18 protein-coding genes are annotated in these 16,112 nt (G+C 55.4%); all 18 read left to right on the forward strand.

Going from position 1 to position 16,112, the window contains the following annotated elements:
• Positions 1 to 119 precede the first annotated feature (119 nt).
• Entirely contained in the window at positions 120 to 1,001 is an 882-nt protein-coding gene (locus B5E62_RS01275) for a YicC/YloC family endoribonuclease (RefSeq protein ID WP_087173032.1), read from the forward strand.
• 18 nt (positions 1,002 to 1,019) lie between these two features.
• On the forward strand, positions 1,020 to 1,649 hold the full coding sequence (gene gmk / locus B5E62_RS01280; protein WP_087173033.1) for a guanylate kinase: 630 nt from the start codon (positions 1,020 to 1,022) through the stop codon (positions 1,647 to 1,649).
• A 4-nt stretch (positions 1,650 to 1,653) separates the two neighbouring features.
• Positions 1,654 to 1,896 carry a DNA-directed RNA polymerase subunit omega gene (gene rpoZ, locus B5E62_RS01285; protein ID WP_087172941.1) on the forward strand — a complete coding sequence of 81 codons (243 nt, stop codon included), beginning with the start codon at positions 1,654 to 1,656 and terminating at the stop codon, positions 1,894 to 1,896.
• A 74-nt stretch (positions 1,897 to 1,970) separates the two neighbouring features.
• Complete coding sequence (rimO, locus tag B5E62_RS01290; RefSeq protein WP_087172942.1) at positions 1,971 to 3,293, forward strand: 30S ribosomal protein S12 methylthiotransferase RimO; 1,323 nt, start codon at positions 1,971 to 1,973, stop codon at positions 3,291 to 3,293.
• A 1-nt stretch (position 3,294) separates the two neighbouring features.
• Positions 3,295 to 3,837, forward strand: coding sequence for a CDP-diacylglycerol--glycerol-3-phosphate 3-phosphatidyltransferase (pgsA, locus tag B5E62_RS01295; RefSeq protein WP_087172943.1), 543 nt, complete (start codon positions 3,295 to 3,297; stop codon positions 3,835 to 3,837).
• A 1-nt stretch (position 3,838) separates the two neighbouring features.
• On the forward strand, positions 3,839 to 5,113 hold the full coding sequence (locus tag B5E62_RS01300; protein ID WP_087172944.1) for a competence/damage-inducible protein A: 1,275 nt from the start codon (positions 3,839 to 3,841) through the stop codon (positions 5,111 to 5,113).
• 17 nt (positions 5,114 to 5,130) lie between these two features.
• Complete coding sequence (locus B5E62_RS01305; protein ID WP_087172945.1) at positions 5,131 to 6,588, forward strand: GNAT family N-acetyltransferase; 1,458 nt, start codon at positions 5,131 to 5,133, stop codon at positions 6,586 to 6,588.
• A gap of 43 nt (positions 6,589 to 6,631) precedes the next feature.
• Positions 6,632 to 8,815, forward strand: coding sequence for a DNA topoisomerase III (locus B5E62_RS01310; protein ID WP_087172946.1), 2,184 nt, complete (start codon positions 6,632 to 6,634; stop codon positions 8,813 to 8,815).
• Positions 8,816 to 8,966: 151 nt separating this feature from the next.
• Positions 8,967 to 9,659, forward strand: coding sequence for an iron-sulfur cluster assembly scaffold protein (locus tag B5E62_RS01315; protein WP_033125472.1), 693 nt, complete (start codon positions 8,967 to 8,969; stop codon positions 9,657 to 9,659).
• A 49-nt stretch (positions 9,660 to 9,708) separates the two neighbouring features.
• Positions 9,709 to 10,719, forward strand: a complete 1,011-nt coding sequence (locus B5E62_RS01320) for a GGGtGRT protein (RefSeq protein ID WP_033125473.1) — start codon at positions 9,709 to 9,711, stop codon at positions 10,717 to 10,719.
• 214 nt (positions 10,720 to 10,933) lie between these two features.
• Positions 10,934 to 11,845, forward strand: a complete 912-nt coding sequence (locus tag B5E62_RS01325; protein WP_087172947.1) for a 4-hydroxy-3-methylbut-2-enyl diphosphate reductase — start codon at positions 10,934 to 10,936, stop codon at positions 11,843 to 11,845.
• A gap of 21 nt (positions 11,846 to 11,866) precedes the next feature.
• The gene (locus tag B5E62_RS01330) at positions 11,867 to 12,880 is read left to right on the forward strand and encodes an acyltransferase (RefSeq protein WP_087172948.1); all 1,014 of its coding nucleotides are present in this window, start codon (positions 11,867 to 11,869) and stop codon (positions 12,878 to 12,880) included.
• 80 nt (positions 12,881 to 12,960) lie between these two features.
• Positions 12,961 to 14,049, forward strand: a complete 1,089-nt coding sequence (locus B5E62_RS01335; RefSeq protein ID WP_087172949.1) for a Yip1 family protein — start codon at positions 12,961 to 12,963, stop codon at positions 14,047 to 14,049.
• A 137-nt stretch (positions 14,050 to 14,186) separates the two neighbouring features.
• Positions 14,187 to 14,372, forward strand: coding sequence for a hypothetical protein (locus B5E62_RS16700; protein WP_143468786.1), 186 nt, complete (start codon positions 14,187 to 14,189; stop codon positions 14,370 to 14,372).
• 32 nt (positions 14,373 to 14,404) lie between these two features.
• Positions 14,405 to 14,539: a hypothetical protein gene (locus B5E62_RS17380; RefSeq protein WP_275532569.1), complete on the forward strand. Its 135-nt coding sequence runs from the start codon at positions 14,405 to 14,407 to the stop codon at positions 14,537 to 14,539.
• A gap of 32 nt (positions 14,540 to 14,571) precedes the next feature.
• Positions 14,572 to 14,724 (forward strand): hypothetical protein, encoded by a 153-nt coding sequence (locus tag B5E62_RS16865; RefSeq protein ID WP_162610239.1) that lies wholly within the window; start codon positions 14,572 to 14,574, stop codon positions 14,722 to 14,724.
• Between the two features lie 129 nt (positions 14,725 to 14,853).
• Positions 14,854 to 15,651 carry a uridine phosphorylase gene (gene udp / locus B5E62_RS01340; RefSeq protein WP_087172950.1) on the forward strand — a complete coding sequence of 266 codons (798 nt, stop codon included), beginning with the start codon at positions 14,854 to 14,856 and terminating at the stop codon, positions 15,649 to 15,651.
• Positions 15,652 to 15,665: 14 nt separating this feature from the next.
• Positions 15,666 to 16,112, forward strand: coding sequence for a cytidine deaminase (locus B5E62_RS01345; RefSeq protein ID WP_442911346.1), 447 nt, complete (start codon positions 15,666 to 15,668; stop codon positions 16,110 to 16,112).

Consider the following 16,112-nt stretch of genomic DNA (forward strand, 5'->3'; position numbering starts at 1 on the left):
GTGTTCACAGGACCAAGTGTTCACAGTATACCACAGAAAGGAGGGTTTGCAAAGTTGACGGGGGAGGGGAAATGAATTATAATAATGCAGTATCAAAAAGCGAAAAAGAGGTTGCCAAAATGATAAAGAGTATGACAGGCTTCGGGCGGTGTGAATTTGCTGACGGAGAGCGGAAATTTACGGTGGAGATGAAGGGCGTGAACCACCGCTACCTGGATGTCAACATCCGCATGCCCAAGAAGCTGAATTTTTTTGAGACATCTATCCGCAGTCTTTTAAAGCAGTCTGTCTCCAGAGGCAAGGTGGATATTTTTATTACCTACGAGGATCTGTCTGAGGGGCAGGCGGTGCTGAAATACAATGCGTCTCTGGCAAAAGAGTATATGGAAAGGCTCAGGGAGATGGAGCAGCAGTTCGGTCTGGACAATGACGTCCGCGTGTCCACGCTGTCCCGGTATCCGGAGGTCCTCACTATGGAGGAGCAGGCCCTGGATGAAGAGGAGATATGGAACTGCCTGAAAAAGGCCATGGAGGGCGCCATCGCCCAGTTCGTGGAGACCCGGACTCTGGAAGGGGAAAATCTCCGCAGGGATATCATCGAGAAGCTGGACGGCATGATGGAGCTGGTAGGCTTCATCGAGGTGCGCGCTCCACAGATCATCGCCGAGTACAGGGAAAAGCTGGAGGAGAAGGTGAAGGAGCTTTTGGAGGACACCCAGATAGACGACAGCCGCATCGCCGCGGAGGTAGTTGTATTTGCAGATAAGATATGCACGGACGAGGAGGTAGTGAGACTCAAAAGCCATATCAGCCATATGAAGGACGTGCTTCTCTCCGATGAGGCGGGCATAGGAAGAAAGCTGGATTTTATCGCCCAGGAGATGAACCGGGAGGCAAATACCATCCTGTCCAAGGCAAACGACCTGGAAGTCTCCAACAGAGGCATTGACCTGAAGACAGAGATCGAGAAGGTCAGAGAACAGATACAGAACATAGAATAGAAAAGCGGGGACATGAACATGAGCAAGCAAAAAGGAATCCTCACCGTCCTGTCCGGTTTCTCCGGAGCAGGGAAAGGGACTGTGCTTAGAAGGCTTCTTGAGAAGTATGACAATTATGCGCTCTCCATCTCGGCCACCACAAGAGGACCCAGAGAGGGAGAGGAAAACGGCAGGGAATATTTTTTCAAAACGCGGGAAGAATTTGAAAAAATGATTGCGAAAGATGAACTGATAGAGTATGCTATGTACGTGAATAATTACTATGGCACGCCCAAAGCGTACGTGCAGGAGCAGCTCGCAGAGGGAAAAGATGTGATACTGGAGATCGAGGTCCAGGGCGCTCTGAAGGTGAAGGAGAAATTCCCTGACACTCCCCTCATCTTTATCACGCCTCCCACCGCCAGTGAGCTGAAAAGAAGGCTGACAGACAGAGGGACAGAAAGTCCCGAAGTGGTGGAGGAGAGGATGGAGACAGCGGCAAAGGAAGCCCGCTTCATGGAGTCCTACGACTACATCATCCTCAATGAGAGAGACCGGCTGGAAGAGTGCGTGGAGGCAGTCCACGGGGTGATCCTGGCGGAGCACGAGAAGAGTACGCGCAATCAGGCATTTATTGATCATATGAAAGAAGAGTTGAAAGGAGAATAAGAATATGCTGCATCCATCATACACGGATCTGATGAAAGTAGTGAACAAGGACGTGGAGGAGGGCGAGACAAAGGTTGTCAACAGCCGGTACTCCATCGTCATGGCGACAGCCAAGAGAGCCAGACAGCTGATAGACGGCGACCTGCCTCTTGTGAAGACGAAGGACGGTGAGAAGCCTCTCTCCGTTGCCATTGATGAGCTGAACAGCGGCAAGATCACGATCATTGCAGAGGACTCTGAAGAATAAGCAGACGAAAATGATGAGGCAGATGCTTTTATTTTATAAGGTATCTGCCTTTCTGACTGAAAGGAGAAAAAGCTATGAATGTGCTTTTTATATCGCTGGGCTGCGACAAGAACCTGGTGGACTCGGAGGTCATGATCGGCCTGCTGGCAGACAGGGGCTACCAGATGACAGACGATGAGACCCGGGCGGATGTGATCGTCATCAACACCTGCTGTTTCATTCACGACGCCAAGGAGGAGAGCATCCAGACCATCCTGGAGATGGCGGAATACAAAAAGACAGGCACCTTGAAGGCCCTCATTGTCACCGGCTGCCTGGCCCAGAGATACCAGGAGGAGATCCTGGAGGAGATACCGGAAGTGGACGAAGTGCTGGGGACCACATCCTACGACAAAATAGTGGAGGCTATTGAGGAGGCCCTGGAGGGAAGAGGGGGCGTCCGGATAGAGGATATCGACGCTCTGCCTCTGCCTGACACCAAGCGGCTTGTGACCACAGGCGGGCATTTTGCCTACCTGAAGATCGCGGAGGGCTGCGACAAGCACTGCACCTACTGTATCATCCCGAAGATCCGGGGCAATTACCGCAGCGTTCCCATGGAGCGGCTCGTGAAGGAGGCCAGGGACCTGGCAGAAGACGGCGTGAAGGAGCTGATCCTGGTGGCCCAGGAGACCACCATTTACGGGACTGACCTGTACGGGGAGAAATCTCTGCACCGGCTTTTGCGGGAGCTGTGTAAGATAGACGGCATACGGTGGATACGTATCCTCTACTGTTACCCGGAGGAGATTGATGACGATCTCATCCAGGTCATGAAGGAGGAACCAAAGATCTGCCACTATCTGGACCTGCCCATCCAGCATGCCAGCACGGAGATACTCCGCAGGATGGGACGGCGCACCTCCAGGGAGGATCTGGAGGAGATCATCGGGAAGCTGAGGAGAGAGATACCGGATATCGCCATCCGCACCACCCTCATCACCGGATTTCCCGGGGAGACAAAGGAACAGCATGAGGAGCTGATGGACTTTGTGGATCAGATGGAATTTGACCGACTGGGCGTCTTTACCTACTCGCCGGAGGAGGGGACACCGGCGGCCGGGATGGAGGGCCAGGTCCCGGAGGAAGTGAAAGAAGACCGGCAGGCAGAGCTGATGGAGCTCCAGCAGGAGATTGCCTTTGACCTGGCAGAAGACATGATCGGCCGGGAGGTGCTGGTCATGATCGAGGGAAAGGTGGCCGACGAGAACGTCTACGTGGGCAGGACCTACAAGGACGCCCCGAACGTGGACGGGCTGATCTTTGTAAATACAGATGAGGAACTGATGTCCGGTGATCTTGCCAGGGTGAAAGTCACAGGGGCAGCAGAATACGATTTGATGGGAGAGTTGATGTAAGATGAATTTGCCAAATAAACTGACCGTACTGCGGGTGATCATGGTACCATTTTTTGTGTTTTTTATGCTCACGGATGTGGCGGGAGGAGCCGGCAAGTGGATTGCTCTCGTCCTGTTCTGCCTGGCAAGCCTGACAGATATGCTGGACGGCAAGATAGCCAGGGCCCGGAACCTGGTGACTAACTTCGGAAAATTCATGGACCCTCTGGCGGACAAGCTGCTCGTTTGTTCTGCCATGATCTGCCTGATCCCCTCCGGGCAGCTTCCGGCCTGGGTGGTCATTGTCATTATCGCGCGGGAGTTCATTATCAGCGGGTTCCGCCTCGTGGCGGCCGACAGCGGCATTGTCATCGCGGCCAGCTACTGGGGAAAATTCAAGACCGTGTCCCAGATGTTCATGGTGATCGTGCTGATCGCGGACCTGGGAGGTGTGTTCGACACAGTGGGTACTGTGCTCATCTGGATCGCACTGGTCCTCACGGTAGTCTCGCTTGTTGACTATATTGCGAAAAACGTGGAAGTGCTGACAAAGGGAGGAATGTAGGATGACCGTTGAGCTGATATCAGTCGGTACGGAGATACTTCTCGGGAATATCGTAAATACAAACGCTGCCTATCTGGCAGAGAAGATCGCCCTTCTGGGACTTTCCTGCTACCATCAGAGCGCGGTGGGAGACAATGAGGAGCGTCTGGAGGACGCCATCCGGCTGGCACTGTCCAGATCGGATATCGTCATCCTGAGCGGTGGCCTTGGACCCACCAAGGATGACCTGACAAAGGAAGTGACGGCCAAGGTGTTTGGAAGGGAGCTCTATGAGGACGCCCACTCCCGGGAGCGGATACAGGCCTATTTTGACAGGAGGAGGGCCCAGGGCCGGGAGATCACGGCCAACAACTGGAAGCAGGCCCTTGTCCCGGAGGGAGCCATCGTGGTGGACAATTACAACGGCACAGCGCCGGGCATCATCCTGGAGGATAAGGGAAATGGAAAGACAGCCATCCTGCTGCCGGGGCCTCCCAACGAGATAAAGCCCATGTTTGAGCGGGACATCGCTCCCTATCTGAATAAACTGCAGCCGGAGGGCATCTACTCAAAGATGGTGAAGATCTGCTCCATCGGTGAGAGCCAGGCGGAGACTATGGTGGCGGACCTGATGGAAGCCCAGAGCAATCCCACTCTTGCGCCCTACGCCAAGACCGGGGAGGTGCATTTCCGGGTGACTGCCAAGGCATCGGACGAGGAGACTGCCGAGAGACTGATGGCGCCTATGCTGGCGGAGCTTGAGAAGCGCTTCGGGGACTACATCTACACTACAGACGAGGAGGTCACTCTGGAGGAGGCCGTGGTAGACCTGCTCCGGGAGAGACAGATGACGGTCACTACAGCCGAGTCCTGTACCGGGGGACTGCTGGCAGGCAGGATCATGAATGTGCCGGGAGCCTCCAGAGTGTACAGAGAGGGCTATATCACCTACTCCAATGAGGCCAAGGAAAAGCTCCTGGGTGTGGAGCACCGGACCCTGGAGACTGTGGGGGCAGTGAGTGCGGAGACTGCGGCGCAGATGGCCCGGGGAGCGGCCCGCCAGGCAGATGCGGACGCAGCCCTGTCTGTCACCGGCATAGCAGGGCCGGACGGAGGAACGAAGGAAAAGCCGGTGGGCCTTGTGTACATCGGCTGCTGCGTGCAGGGCCGGACCCGGGTGGAGGAGTTCCGATTTACCGGAAACCGCAGCAAGAACAGAGACTATGCTGTCGTCAGGGCGCTGACCCTGCTGCGGGAGGAGCTGCTCCGGCCAGAGGAAAAGGCACAGATACGATAGAGAAGGAGGAAGACCCTATGAACATACGCAGACTGGAGAGACAGGAGGTACTGGACGCCCTCCACCTTGTGTGGGATGTGTTTGCCCAGGATGTGGCGCCCCTGTACACACCTGAGGGAGTGGCTTCTTTTCAGGAGTTTATCAGATATCCGAATATAGAGAGAAAGATGCAGACAGAGGGACTGGCCCTGTTCGGCGCCTTCGAGGGGAGCCAGATGCTGGGGGCGGGGGCTATCCTGCCTACCGGCCATATCGCCCTCCTCTTTGTGAGGCGGGAGCACCAGCACAGAGGGGTCGGAAAGGCTATCCTGCTGGAGATGTGCTCCTTCGCGGTCCAGGTGTACCGGGTGGAGAAGTTTACCGTCAACGCCTCGCCGGGGGCGGTGGACGCTTACCGCCACATGGGCATGCACGACACGGCACCGGAGCAGAACGCAGGCGGGATGCGGTATATCCCCATGGAAATGTGGGCGGCCTCTGTTCCCATTAAGAAAAAGCGGCGAAAGAGCGCCTACATTGCCGCCGGCGTGGGGGCGGCCTGCCTCGTCCTGGCCATCGTGGCGGGAGCAGCCATCTCAAATGAGCTGCGCTACGTGGCGGAGAACGGTGTGGACGAGTATATGCAGGACGGCAGCCAGTGGGGAGACGACGGGTCCTCCATAGAGGACTGGTACGATGAATTTTACGGGGACTATGGCCAGGACGGCTACGGGCAGGATGAGGACAGCCAGGAGGAGTCCGGCATCAACGCGATCCCGGAGTATGTGGACGAGGACTGCGGCTACGACGTGACGGAGGACAATTACATTTACACGGCGGACAATACGAGCAGCACCACCATCCAGTTCGAAGTGTACTATCCCCAGGTGGAGGGCCTGAGCGGGGATGTGCAGGAGAAGGTGAACGGGGCGCTCCAGGACTGTGCGCTGGAATCTGTTGACAAACTGTATCTGGAGCCCTCTGACGAGATGAAGGAGAAGGTGCTGGGCGAGGAATATCCGGTGCTGGCCAGCTTTGTGGAGTACAAGGTCACCTACCAGAGCAGGTCCCTCCTGAGCGTAGTGTTCCAGGATTACAGCTATGAGGGCAGCGAGAGCGACTACCACGTGGCTCTCCGGTGCGTGAATGTGAACCTCCAGGACGGAACTCTCTACGAGGTGAAAGACATTGTCAATCTGGACGACAGCTTTGTCAGCCAGTGGGCGCAGGTCATGCAGGATGAGGCAGATGACGACACCTTCCTCTCAGAGCTGACCGCAGAGGACATGAAGGCTGTCCTTGGCGGAGACACAAAGGACGGCGTCTACACACCGGGATTTTTCGTGGACGAGGACGGGCTGGAGATCGGCCTTTCCTTCCGCTATCCGGCGGAAAGCCAGGACGACAGAGGATACGCCTGGGTGACAGCGCCCTTTGACTTTGACGAGATAGGTCCCTTTGCCTCTGACAGCGGCTTCTGGGCGCTCGTTCAATAGAAATCCCCGAGGAATAGAAGACGACTGAGGAGAAGACTGACAGATGAAAGCATTGGTTATCGCAGAAAAGCCATCGGTGGCCCGGGACATAGCCAGAGTCCTGAAGTGCGGGAAAAATATTTCCGGCGCCATCGAGGGCGGACAGTATATCGTCACCTGGGGGCTGGGGCACCTTGTGACCCTGGCGGACCCGGAGGACTATGACCCCAAATACAAGGCCTGGAAGCTGGAGGACCTGCCCCTGATGCCAAAGGAGTTCAGGCTGGAGGTGATCCGCCAGAGCCAGAAGCAGTACCAGGCCGTGAAGGCCCAGATACACAGGAAGGACGTGGGGGAAATTATCATCGCCACCGACGCCGGGCGGGAGGGGGAGCTGGTGGCCCGGCTGATCCTCGCCAAGGCGGGCAATAAAAAGCCCATCAGGAGGCTCTGGATCTCCTCCGTCACGGACAAGGCCATCCGGGAGGGCTTCGCCCGGCTGCGGGACGGACACGACTATGACCCTCTCTACGACGCTGCCCTGTGCCGCGCGGAGGCGGACTGGCTTGTGGGGATCAACGCCACGAGAGCGCTGACATGCAAGTACAACGCCCAGCTCTCCTGCGGCAGGGTCCAGACCCCCACCCTGGCTATTGTGGCCAAGAGGGAGGAGCAGATACGCAGCTTTGTCCCCCAGACCTACTACGGGCTGCGGGCGTCCGCAAAGGGCATCACTCTTATGTGGAAGGACAGAAGCTCGGGGAGCACAAGGACCTTTGACAGAGGCAGGATACAGGGCCTTGAGAGAGACCTGGAGGGACGGGAGGCAGTCGTGGAAGAGGTGAGGACCTCCAGGAAAAAGACCTATGCGCCTCTTCTCTATGATCTGACAGAGCTCCAGAAGGACGCCTACAAGAAGTTCGGGTTTTCGCCAAAGGAGACGCTGAACATCATGCAGCGGCTCTACGAGGATCACAAGGTGCTGACCTATCCCAGGACAGACTCCCGGTATATCAGCAGCGATATCGTGCCCACCATAAAAGACAGGCTCGGCGCCTGCGCCGCAGGCCCCTACCGGAAGCTGGCCGCAAAGGTGATGCGTGTCCAGGTAAGTCCGAAGGCCGCCTTTGTCAATGACAAAAAGGTGTCTGACCACCACGCCATCATCCCCACAGAGCAGTATGTGGAGCTGACCCACATGACGAACGAGGAGAGAAGGATATACGACCTGGTGGTGAGACGCTTCCTGTCCGTCCTCTATCCGCCGGCAGAGTACGAGGAGATACAGCTCACAGCGGCCATCGGAGGGGAGAGCTTCACCGCAAAGGGAAGGCACATGCTGAAGGAGGGCTGGAGAGAAATCTACGGCCCGGATGAGGAAGATGAGAGCGGGGATGAGGAGGAAGTGAAGAGCCAGTCGCTCCCCGGCCTGGAGAAGGGAGACCGGATCGGGGACATCCATCTTGTCATCACGGAGGGGAAAACAAAGCCCCCTGCCAGATTTAACGAGGGAACTCTTCTGGCTGCCATGGAGGATCCGGCTGCCTACATGGAGAGCCATGATAAGAAGGCGGCAAAGACACTGGGAGAGACCGGCGGACTTGGGACTGTGGCCACCCGGGCGGACATCATGGACAAGCTTTTTGGAAGCTTTCTCCTGGAGAAAAGGGGGAACGAGATCTATCTCACCTCCAAGGCAAAGCAGCTTTTGGAGCTGGTCCCTGCAGACCTGAAAAAGCCGGAGCTTACCGCAGACTGGGAGATGAAGCTCTCCCGCATCGCGGAGGGAAAGCTGAAGCGGACTGTTTTTATGCGCGATATCCGGGACTATGCGCAGGCGGTCACGGAGGAGATCCGTACCGGCACAGGAACTTTCCGCCACGATAATCTGACCAACACGAAATGCCCGGTCTGCGGCAAGCGGATGCTGAAGGTGAAGGGAAAGAACGCGGAGATGCTGGTGTGTCAGGACAGAGAGTGCGGCCACCGGGAGACCATTGCCCGCACCTCCAACGCGCGGTGCCCAAACTGCCACAGGAAGATGATGCTCAAAGGGCAGGGTGACGGACAGGTCTTTGTCTGCTCCTGCGGATACAAGGAGAAGCTGTCCGCCTTCAAAGAGCGCAGAAAGAAAGAGGGGGCAGGTGTCAGCAGGCGGGACGTCCGGAAATATCTGGACAGACAGAAGGATGAGCCGGTCAACACGGCCTTTGCGGACGCCCTCGCAGGAATAAAGCTGGACCAGTAGAGGGACCGGCAGAAAAATTGCTGAAACCAGATTGACGAATGTCGAAAATTATGAGAAAATAATTTTAGCTATGGGTTAAATATATAACAACCCTGCAAAAAATCCATACGTGCAGCCAAGGGCATGTATGCATATCGAAAGGAGTTTTAAAATGATTTATTCACATGAAGTAGAAATGATGTGTCCGGTAGCTCAGGGTGCAAATCACGGACCGGCTCCGATCCCGGAAGAAGCAAAATGGGTACAGGCTAAAGAGATCAAGGACATCTCCGGATTTACACACGGTGTGGGCTGGTGCGCACCTCAGCAGGGAGCATGCAAGCTGACACTGAACGTAAAAGACGGCATCATCCAGGAGGCTCTCGTTGAGACACTGGGATGTTCCGGAATGACTCACTCCGCAGCTATGGCTTCTGAGATCTTGCCTGGAAAGACCATCCTCGAGGCACTGAACACAGACCTTGTCTGTGACGCTATCAACACAGCCATGAGAGAGCTCTTCCTCCAGATCGTTTACGGAAGAACACAGAGCGCGTTCTCTGAGAACGGCCTTGCTATCGGAGCAGGACTGGAAGACCTCGGAAAAGGACTCCGTTCACAGGTTGGAACCATGTATGGTACATTAGCCAAAGGTCCCCGTTACCTTGAGATGGCAGAGGGATATGTAACAGGTATCGCTCTTGACGAGAACGATGAGATCATCGGATACCAGTTCGTAAACCTTGGAAAGCTGACAGACTTTATCAAAAACGGCGATACACCGAACGATGCCTGGGAGAAGGCAAAGGGCCAGTACGGACGTGTAGATGACGCTGTGAAGATCATCGATCCGCGCAAAGAGTAATAGCAGGTTGTCGCAGAGAATAAAGGTAATAATTCAGGAGGATACATAAATGGCTTTATTTGAATCATATGAAAGAAGAATTGATAAAATCAATGAAGTATTAAACAGCTACGGCATTGCTTCACTGGAAGAAGCTGAGAAGATCACAAAAGATGCCGGACTGGACGTATACAACCAGATCAAAGGCATTCAGCCGATCTGTTTCGAGAATGCATGCTGGGCTTACATCACAGGTGCAGCTATCGCCATCAAGAAGGGCTGTGAGACAGCTGCAGACGCCGCCGCAGCGATTGGAGAGGGCCTGCAGGCTTTCTGTATTCCGGGATCCGTTGCTGACCAGCGTAAAGTAGGTCTTGGACATGGTAACCTTGGCAAGATGCTCCTTGAGGAGACAACAGACTGCTTCTGCTTCCTGGCTGGACATGAGTCCTTCGCAGCAGCAGAGGGTGCAATCGGTATCGCTGAGAAAGCAAACAAAGTGCGCAAGAAACCTCTCCGTGTTATCCTGAACGGACTTGGAAAAGACGCTGCAAAGATCATTTCCAGGATCAACGGTTTCACATACGTACAGACAGAGTACGACTACTTCACAGGCGAGCTGAAAGAAGTACAGAGGATTGCTTACTCTGACGGACTTCGCTCCAAAGTAAACTGCTACGGTGCAAACGACGTGCGCGAGGGTGTTGCCATCATGTGGAAAGAGGGCGTTGACGTTTCCATCACAGGTAACTCCACAAACCCGACACGTTTCCAGCATCCGGTTGCAGGAACATACAAAAAAGAGTGCGTAGAAGCAGGAAAGAAATACTTCTCCGTTGCATCCGGCGGCGGTACAGGACGTACACTCCACCCGGACAACATGGCTGCAGGACCGGCTTCCTACGGTATGACAGATACAATGGGACGTATGCACTCTGACGCTCAGTTTGCAGGATCCTCTTCCGTACCGGCTCACGTAGAGATGATGGGTCTCATCGGCGCAGGAAACAATCCGATGGTTGGTATGACTGTTGCGGTTGCCGTTTCCATCGAGGAAGCAAAGAAAGCTGGCAAATTCTAATGAAAATCCTTTGAAATGAAAGGCTCCCCATATGGCGGACACCGGAAGATCCGGAGCTGCCTTGTGGGGAGCTTTTTTATGTCTGAGGGATGTGCCTTTTGTAAGAAAACGGTATAAACTTTGGCGTTATTATGATACACTGTAAACACCGGCATAAAATCCGGAAAGGAAAATATCAGAAGAAATATAAGAGAGTGAACAGGAGAGAAGGAAGATGCAGGTCAAAGCGATAACTCCGAGGGGATACTGCAAGGGCGTTGTGCGGGCAATAGAGATGGCAAAAAAGGCAAGGGATGAAAAGAAGCCCATCGTCATCCTGGGTATGATCGTCCACAACCAGTACATTGTGGATGCCTTGAAGGAGATGGGCATTGAGACCATCGATCATCCGGGCAAGACCCGGCTGGAGCTTCTGGATGAGATTGAGGAGGGGACGGTCATCATCACGGCCCACGGGGCCAGCGACCAGGTGTTTGAGAAGGCCCGAAGAAAGGGACTCCACGTCATTGACGCCTCCTGCCTGGATGTCATCAAGACCCACAATGTGATCAAGACAAGGCTGAGAGAGGGGTTTGAGGTATTATATTTTGGAAAGGCAGGGCACCCGGAGGCGGAGGGCGCCGTCTCCATCGACACAGAAAGGGTCCACCTGATCACAAGCAAAGAGGACCTTGATGGCATGGACGCGGACAGGTCCTACGTCATCACAAACCAGACCACTATGTCTCTGTACGATGTGCAGGAGCTGTGCGAGTACGCGGAAGGACTGCTGCCCCGCGTACTCGTTGAGAAGGAGACGTGCACGGCCACCAAGATACGGCAGGAGGCTATCAAAAATATGGACGAGGATGTGGATATCGTGTTTATCGTGGGGGACCCCCACTCCAACAACACCCAGAAGCTGGCCGCTATCGCGCGGGAGAAGAGGGAGGTCCACATGATAGAAAGCCTGGACGACCTGGATGTGGAGCTCCTGAGAGGAAAGAGAAAGGCGGCTGTCTCCTCCGGGGCTTCCACCCCCACCTACCTGACAAACCAGGTCATTGCCTTTCTGGAGCAGTTTGAGGAGGATGACCCTGCCACCTGCCAAAAGCCGGCCACTGACCTGACGAAAATCCTTGACTGACGGGTCATAGAAAGGAACCTGATGAGAGAAAAAAATTATAATCTGGAACTGATACGCATGGTGTCCTTTGTCCTGGTGATCGCCATACATGTGAGCAATTATTTCTGCCGGGGCTACGGGGAAATCCCGGACAGTGAATACCTCTTTTCACTTGTGGTGGACACGGCGGCAAGAGTGAGCGTGCCCTGCTTTTTCATGATCACCGGGGCGCTGCTGATGGGGAGAGATGAGCCCCTTGAAAAGCATGTGAAGAGGCTCGTCCGCTTTTTTACCGTGCTGGTGGTGTGGAGCCTGGTCTACTATCTGTGGAATATCTTTTACATGAAATCGGATTTTGACCTGCGGACGATCCTCTATGAGCCGGCGGAAGCGCATCTGTGGTATCTGTATGCCATGATACCCATTTACCTGGTCCTTCCGTTCCTGCAGGTGATGTGCAGGAATTTCAGCGTAAGGCTGGAGAAGGCGTTCTTTGTGGTGACGACAGGAACGGTCATCGCCAACTATCTGCTGTGGCTGATGCACGGCGAATTTTACTACGACCCGCCCCTGATAGGAGACCGGGTCTATGTCTATTACCTGTACGCAGGCTACTACCTCTATAAGTACAGGGACCGCATCCGCCTCAGCCAGAGAGTGGCAGCAGCGGTATGCCTCGTGAGCCTTGCTGCCTCCTTTGGCATCACGCTGGCCGCGACGGTGGCCCAGGAGGATCACTACGAGGGAGCCCTCACCTACGGCATGCCCTTTATCGTGCTGGCCTCAGCCATGTTTTTCCTCTTTATGCTCAGGCTGGGAGGAGGAAAGCTGCGGCCCGGTGAGAGGGCGAAAAAAGTCATCGACCTCTTCTGCGGATGCTCCTTTGGGATTTATCTCATCCATATCCTGTTCCTGGACAACTACAAAAAACATATGGAGCCCTGTGACCTGTCCGCCTGGATCGCGGTGCCGGCGCTTGTGGCGAGCATCACGGCCGTCTCCTTCCTGTGCGTCTGGCTGCTGCGGAGGACAGGAGCCGGCAGGAAGATCACCTGATGCCGGCGGGTAGAGATTGACAAGACCCGACAATCTTACTACAATAAAGCTATCAGAAATGAGAAGGAAGGGGACAAAAGATGGCAAAATTTTGTACACAATGCGGAAGAAGATTGGAAGAAGGCGAGGTCTGCAACTGCACACAGCAAGAACAGAGCGCAGCACAGAAACAAAGTACAACTCAGAACCAGAGTGCAGCGGCCCCCGGAGCAGCGGGCTGGCAGCAGAGCGGTGATCAGCACCAGAGCTCAGCCTACACGAATTACCAGGGAGGACAGCAGAGCCAGAGCGCAGGCCCCCGGCAGCAGTCCCAGGGGACAAATTACCAGCAGTACGGTCAGCCGCAGTATAACCAGGGCGTGGGTGGCAATCAGCAGTATAACCAAGGAATGAACAGCGGCCAGCAGTACAGGCAGGGAATGAACAATGGCCAGCAGTACAGGCAGGGAATGAACAATGGCCAGCAGTCCCAGTGGGCGGGCATGAACAGCCAGCAGATGAAGCAGATGGGAGCGCAGGCCATGGCGGGAGCTCAGAATATGTTCCGCGAGGTCCTTCCCATCCTGAAACGCCCTGTGACAGAGACAAGGAGGATAGCCGCAGGAAACTCCCCGCTGGTGGGGCTGGAGCTGATCGGCTTAAAGGCGCTGGTCATCCTTATCATTGTCCTGATCGCGGCGTCAAGGATTTCTGGAGCTGCAAATGGGCTGATACAGATGCCCTATTTTAAGCTGGTCATTCTCGTTCTCCTCTTGACACTGGGAGTGGATGCCCTGGAGGCAGTGCTCCTGAACGTGTTTGCCGGCATGTTTAAGGGCAGCGCCAATATAAACGCCATGTTCTGTGTAGTGGGAAGCCGGGCGCTCTACGACGGGATCATCGCCATCGTGGCGGGTATACTGGCTCCGTTTTTCCTCACAGGTTCTGTCTTTGTCCTTGTGTTCGGCAGCCTGATCCTGCCCTATGTCCAGTACGGGGCTTACCGGGCAGTCGCACAGGGCGACGATGACAGGAGAGTGTATGCGTTCTTTCTCGTGAAAGTGATCTCGTCGCTTGTCCTGTATATCATTTTATACATGATGGCAGCTGATATGCTGACTTCTATGCTTGGGAGCGCCATGAGCGGCTTTGGCTCAGGCCTTGGTTCAGGCTTTGGCTCATATTATTAAAAAAGGGAGCGTGATCCGGGATGATGGTAAAGCTGAATGACCAGGCAAAGGCATATATGGAAAGGCTGGGGTGGAAGGACCTTGTGCTTGGCGTGGAGGAGTACACCAGCTGATGCGCGCCTCCGTATAAGGAGGTCGTGGTAAGTTTTACCCGAGAGGAAAAGGAAGCCATGGAGGCGAAGGGCTATGTGGCCGCAGAGAGCGAGGTCGGCAGTGTGTATTACCCTGCGGAAGGGGTGAAGACCTCGGAGGAAATAGCTGTGAATTACATAGAATATCCGTGGCTTACCAGATTTGAAGTGGAAGGGATCGAGCCGTCATAGAGCCGGCGGCAGGTGAAAGAGGGGGATGCTTTATGGACAGCCGGACTGTAATGGAGCTTGTGCTGGTCACGGTACTTGCGGTTTTGGGCATTGTCCTGACTGTCTGTGAGAGCAGGAGGGTGACAGAGCCGATCACCGTGCAGACTCGCCTTACCGCTCTGTCCTGATCAGCGGGATGACAGCCGCTCTCGCAGCAGCCGTGTTATGCGTGGCCGCGCTGTGGGAGCATGCGGGGATGTACAGCATCCTGGCGGCCGGAGCATATCTGGCGGTGTATTTCCTCGTCAGATATTTCTGCGGAAAGAGGCAGGCCGAGCGGAGCGGGGACGGCCAGAACGGCCGGAGCAGCTAGAAAGAAAACTCTGTGCAGACGAAAAAAATAAGTCTGCACAGAGTTTTTTTCTGTTTAACTCTTTCAAAAAGATACTGACAGCACCTCGACCTATGATGTAAAATTATAGCACAGAAAGAGGTGAAAGCGATGATCAATTACTCGGAAAATGAACAGAAACAGTATCACACCCAGGTGGGCGAGGGGGATGTGGGAAGATATGTGATCCTTCCCGGTGACCCGAAGCGGTGCGCGAAGATCGCGAAATATTTTGACAGTCCAAAGCTGGTCGCGGACAGCAGGGAGTATGTGACCTACACCGGCTGCCTGGAGGGGGAGAAGGTGAGTGTCACCTCCACCGGCATCGGCGGTCCGTCAGCGGCCATCGCCATGGAGGAGCTGGTCATGGCCGGGGCGGACACCTTTATCAGAGTGGGCACCTGCGGCGGCATGCAGCTTGATGTGAAGAGCGGGGACATAGTGGTCGCCAGCGGCGCCATCCGGATGGAGGGGACCAGCAGAGAATATGCGCCCATCGAGTTCCCGGCAGTGGCGGACATAGGGATCACCAACGCGCTCATGGAGTCGGCGAAGGAGCTGGGGTATCCCTGCCACGTGGGCGTGGTGCAGTGCAAGGACTCTTTTTTCGGACAGCATGCGCCGGAGACAAAGCCGGTCAGCTATGAGCTCCTGAACAAGTGGGAGGCCTGGAAGCGCCTGGGATGCCTGGCCTCCGAGATGGAGTCGGCGGCTCTCTTTGTGGTGGCCAGCGCGCTCCACGTCAGGGTGGGCTCCTGCTTCCTCGTCATGGCCAACCAGGAGCGGGCGAAGGCCGGACTGGAAAATCCCGTGGTCCACGACACGGACACAGCCGTGCGGACAGCAGTGGGGGCGCTGCGCAGGCTGATACGTGCTGAGAAACAGGCCGGCGGGGAGGAGAAGAAGTGACAGAAAGGGAACAGATGGAAAGAGGACAGGTGGATAAAGAACAGACACAGGAGCTGATAAGCGCGGCCATGGCCCAGCTAGAGAGGGCCTACGCACCCTACTCCCACTTTAAGGTGGGGGCGGCCCTGCTCACAGAGGAGGGAAGGATCTACACCGGGTGCAACATTGAAAATGCCGCCTACACGCCCACCAACTGCGGGGAGAGGACCGCTTTTTTCAAGGCGGTCAGCGAGGGAGAGCGGAGCTTCCGGGCTATCTGCATTGTGGGAGGCATGGACGGCGTGCCGACAGACTACACAGCCCCCTGCGGGGTGTGCAGGCAGGTCATGATGGAGTTCTGCTCCCCGGAGGAATTTGAGATTATCCTGGCCAGGGGAGTGGAGGACTATCAGGTCTATAAGCTGAAGGACCTGCTGCCCTGTGGCTTTGGGCCCGGCAATCTGGAAAAGAGGGAGCAGTAG

It is taken from the genome of Lachnoclostridium sp. An118 (assembly GCF_002160985.1).
In the GTDB taxonomy this organism is placed as follows: domain Bacteria; phylum Bacillota; class Clostridia; order Lachnospirales; family Lachnospiraceae; genus Claveliimonas; species Claveliimonas stercoravium.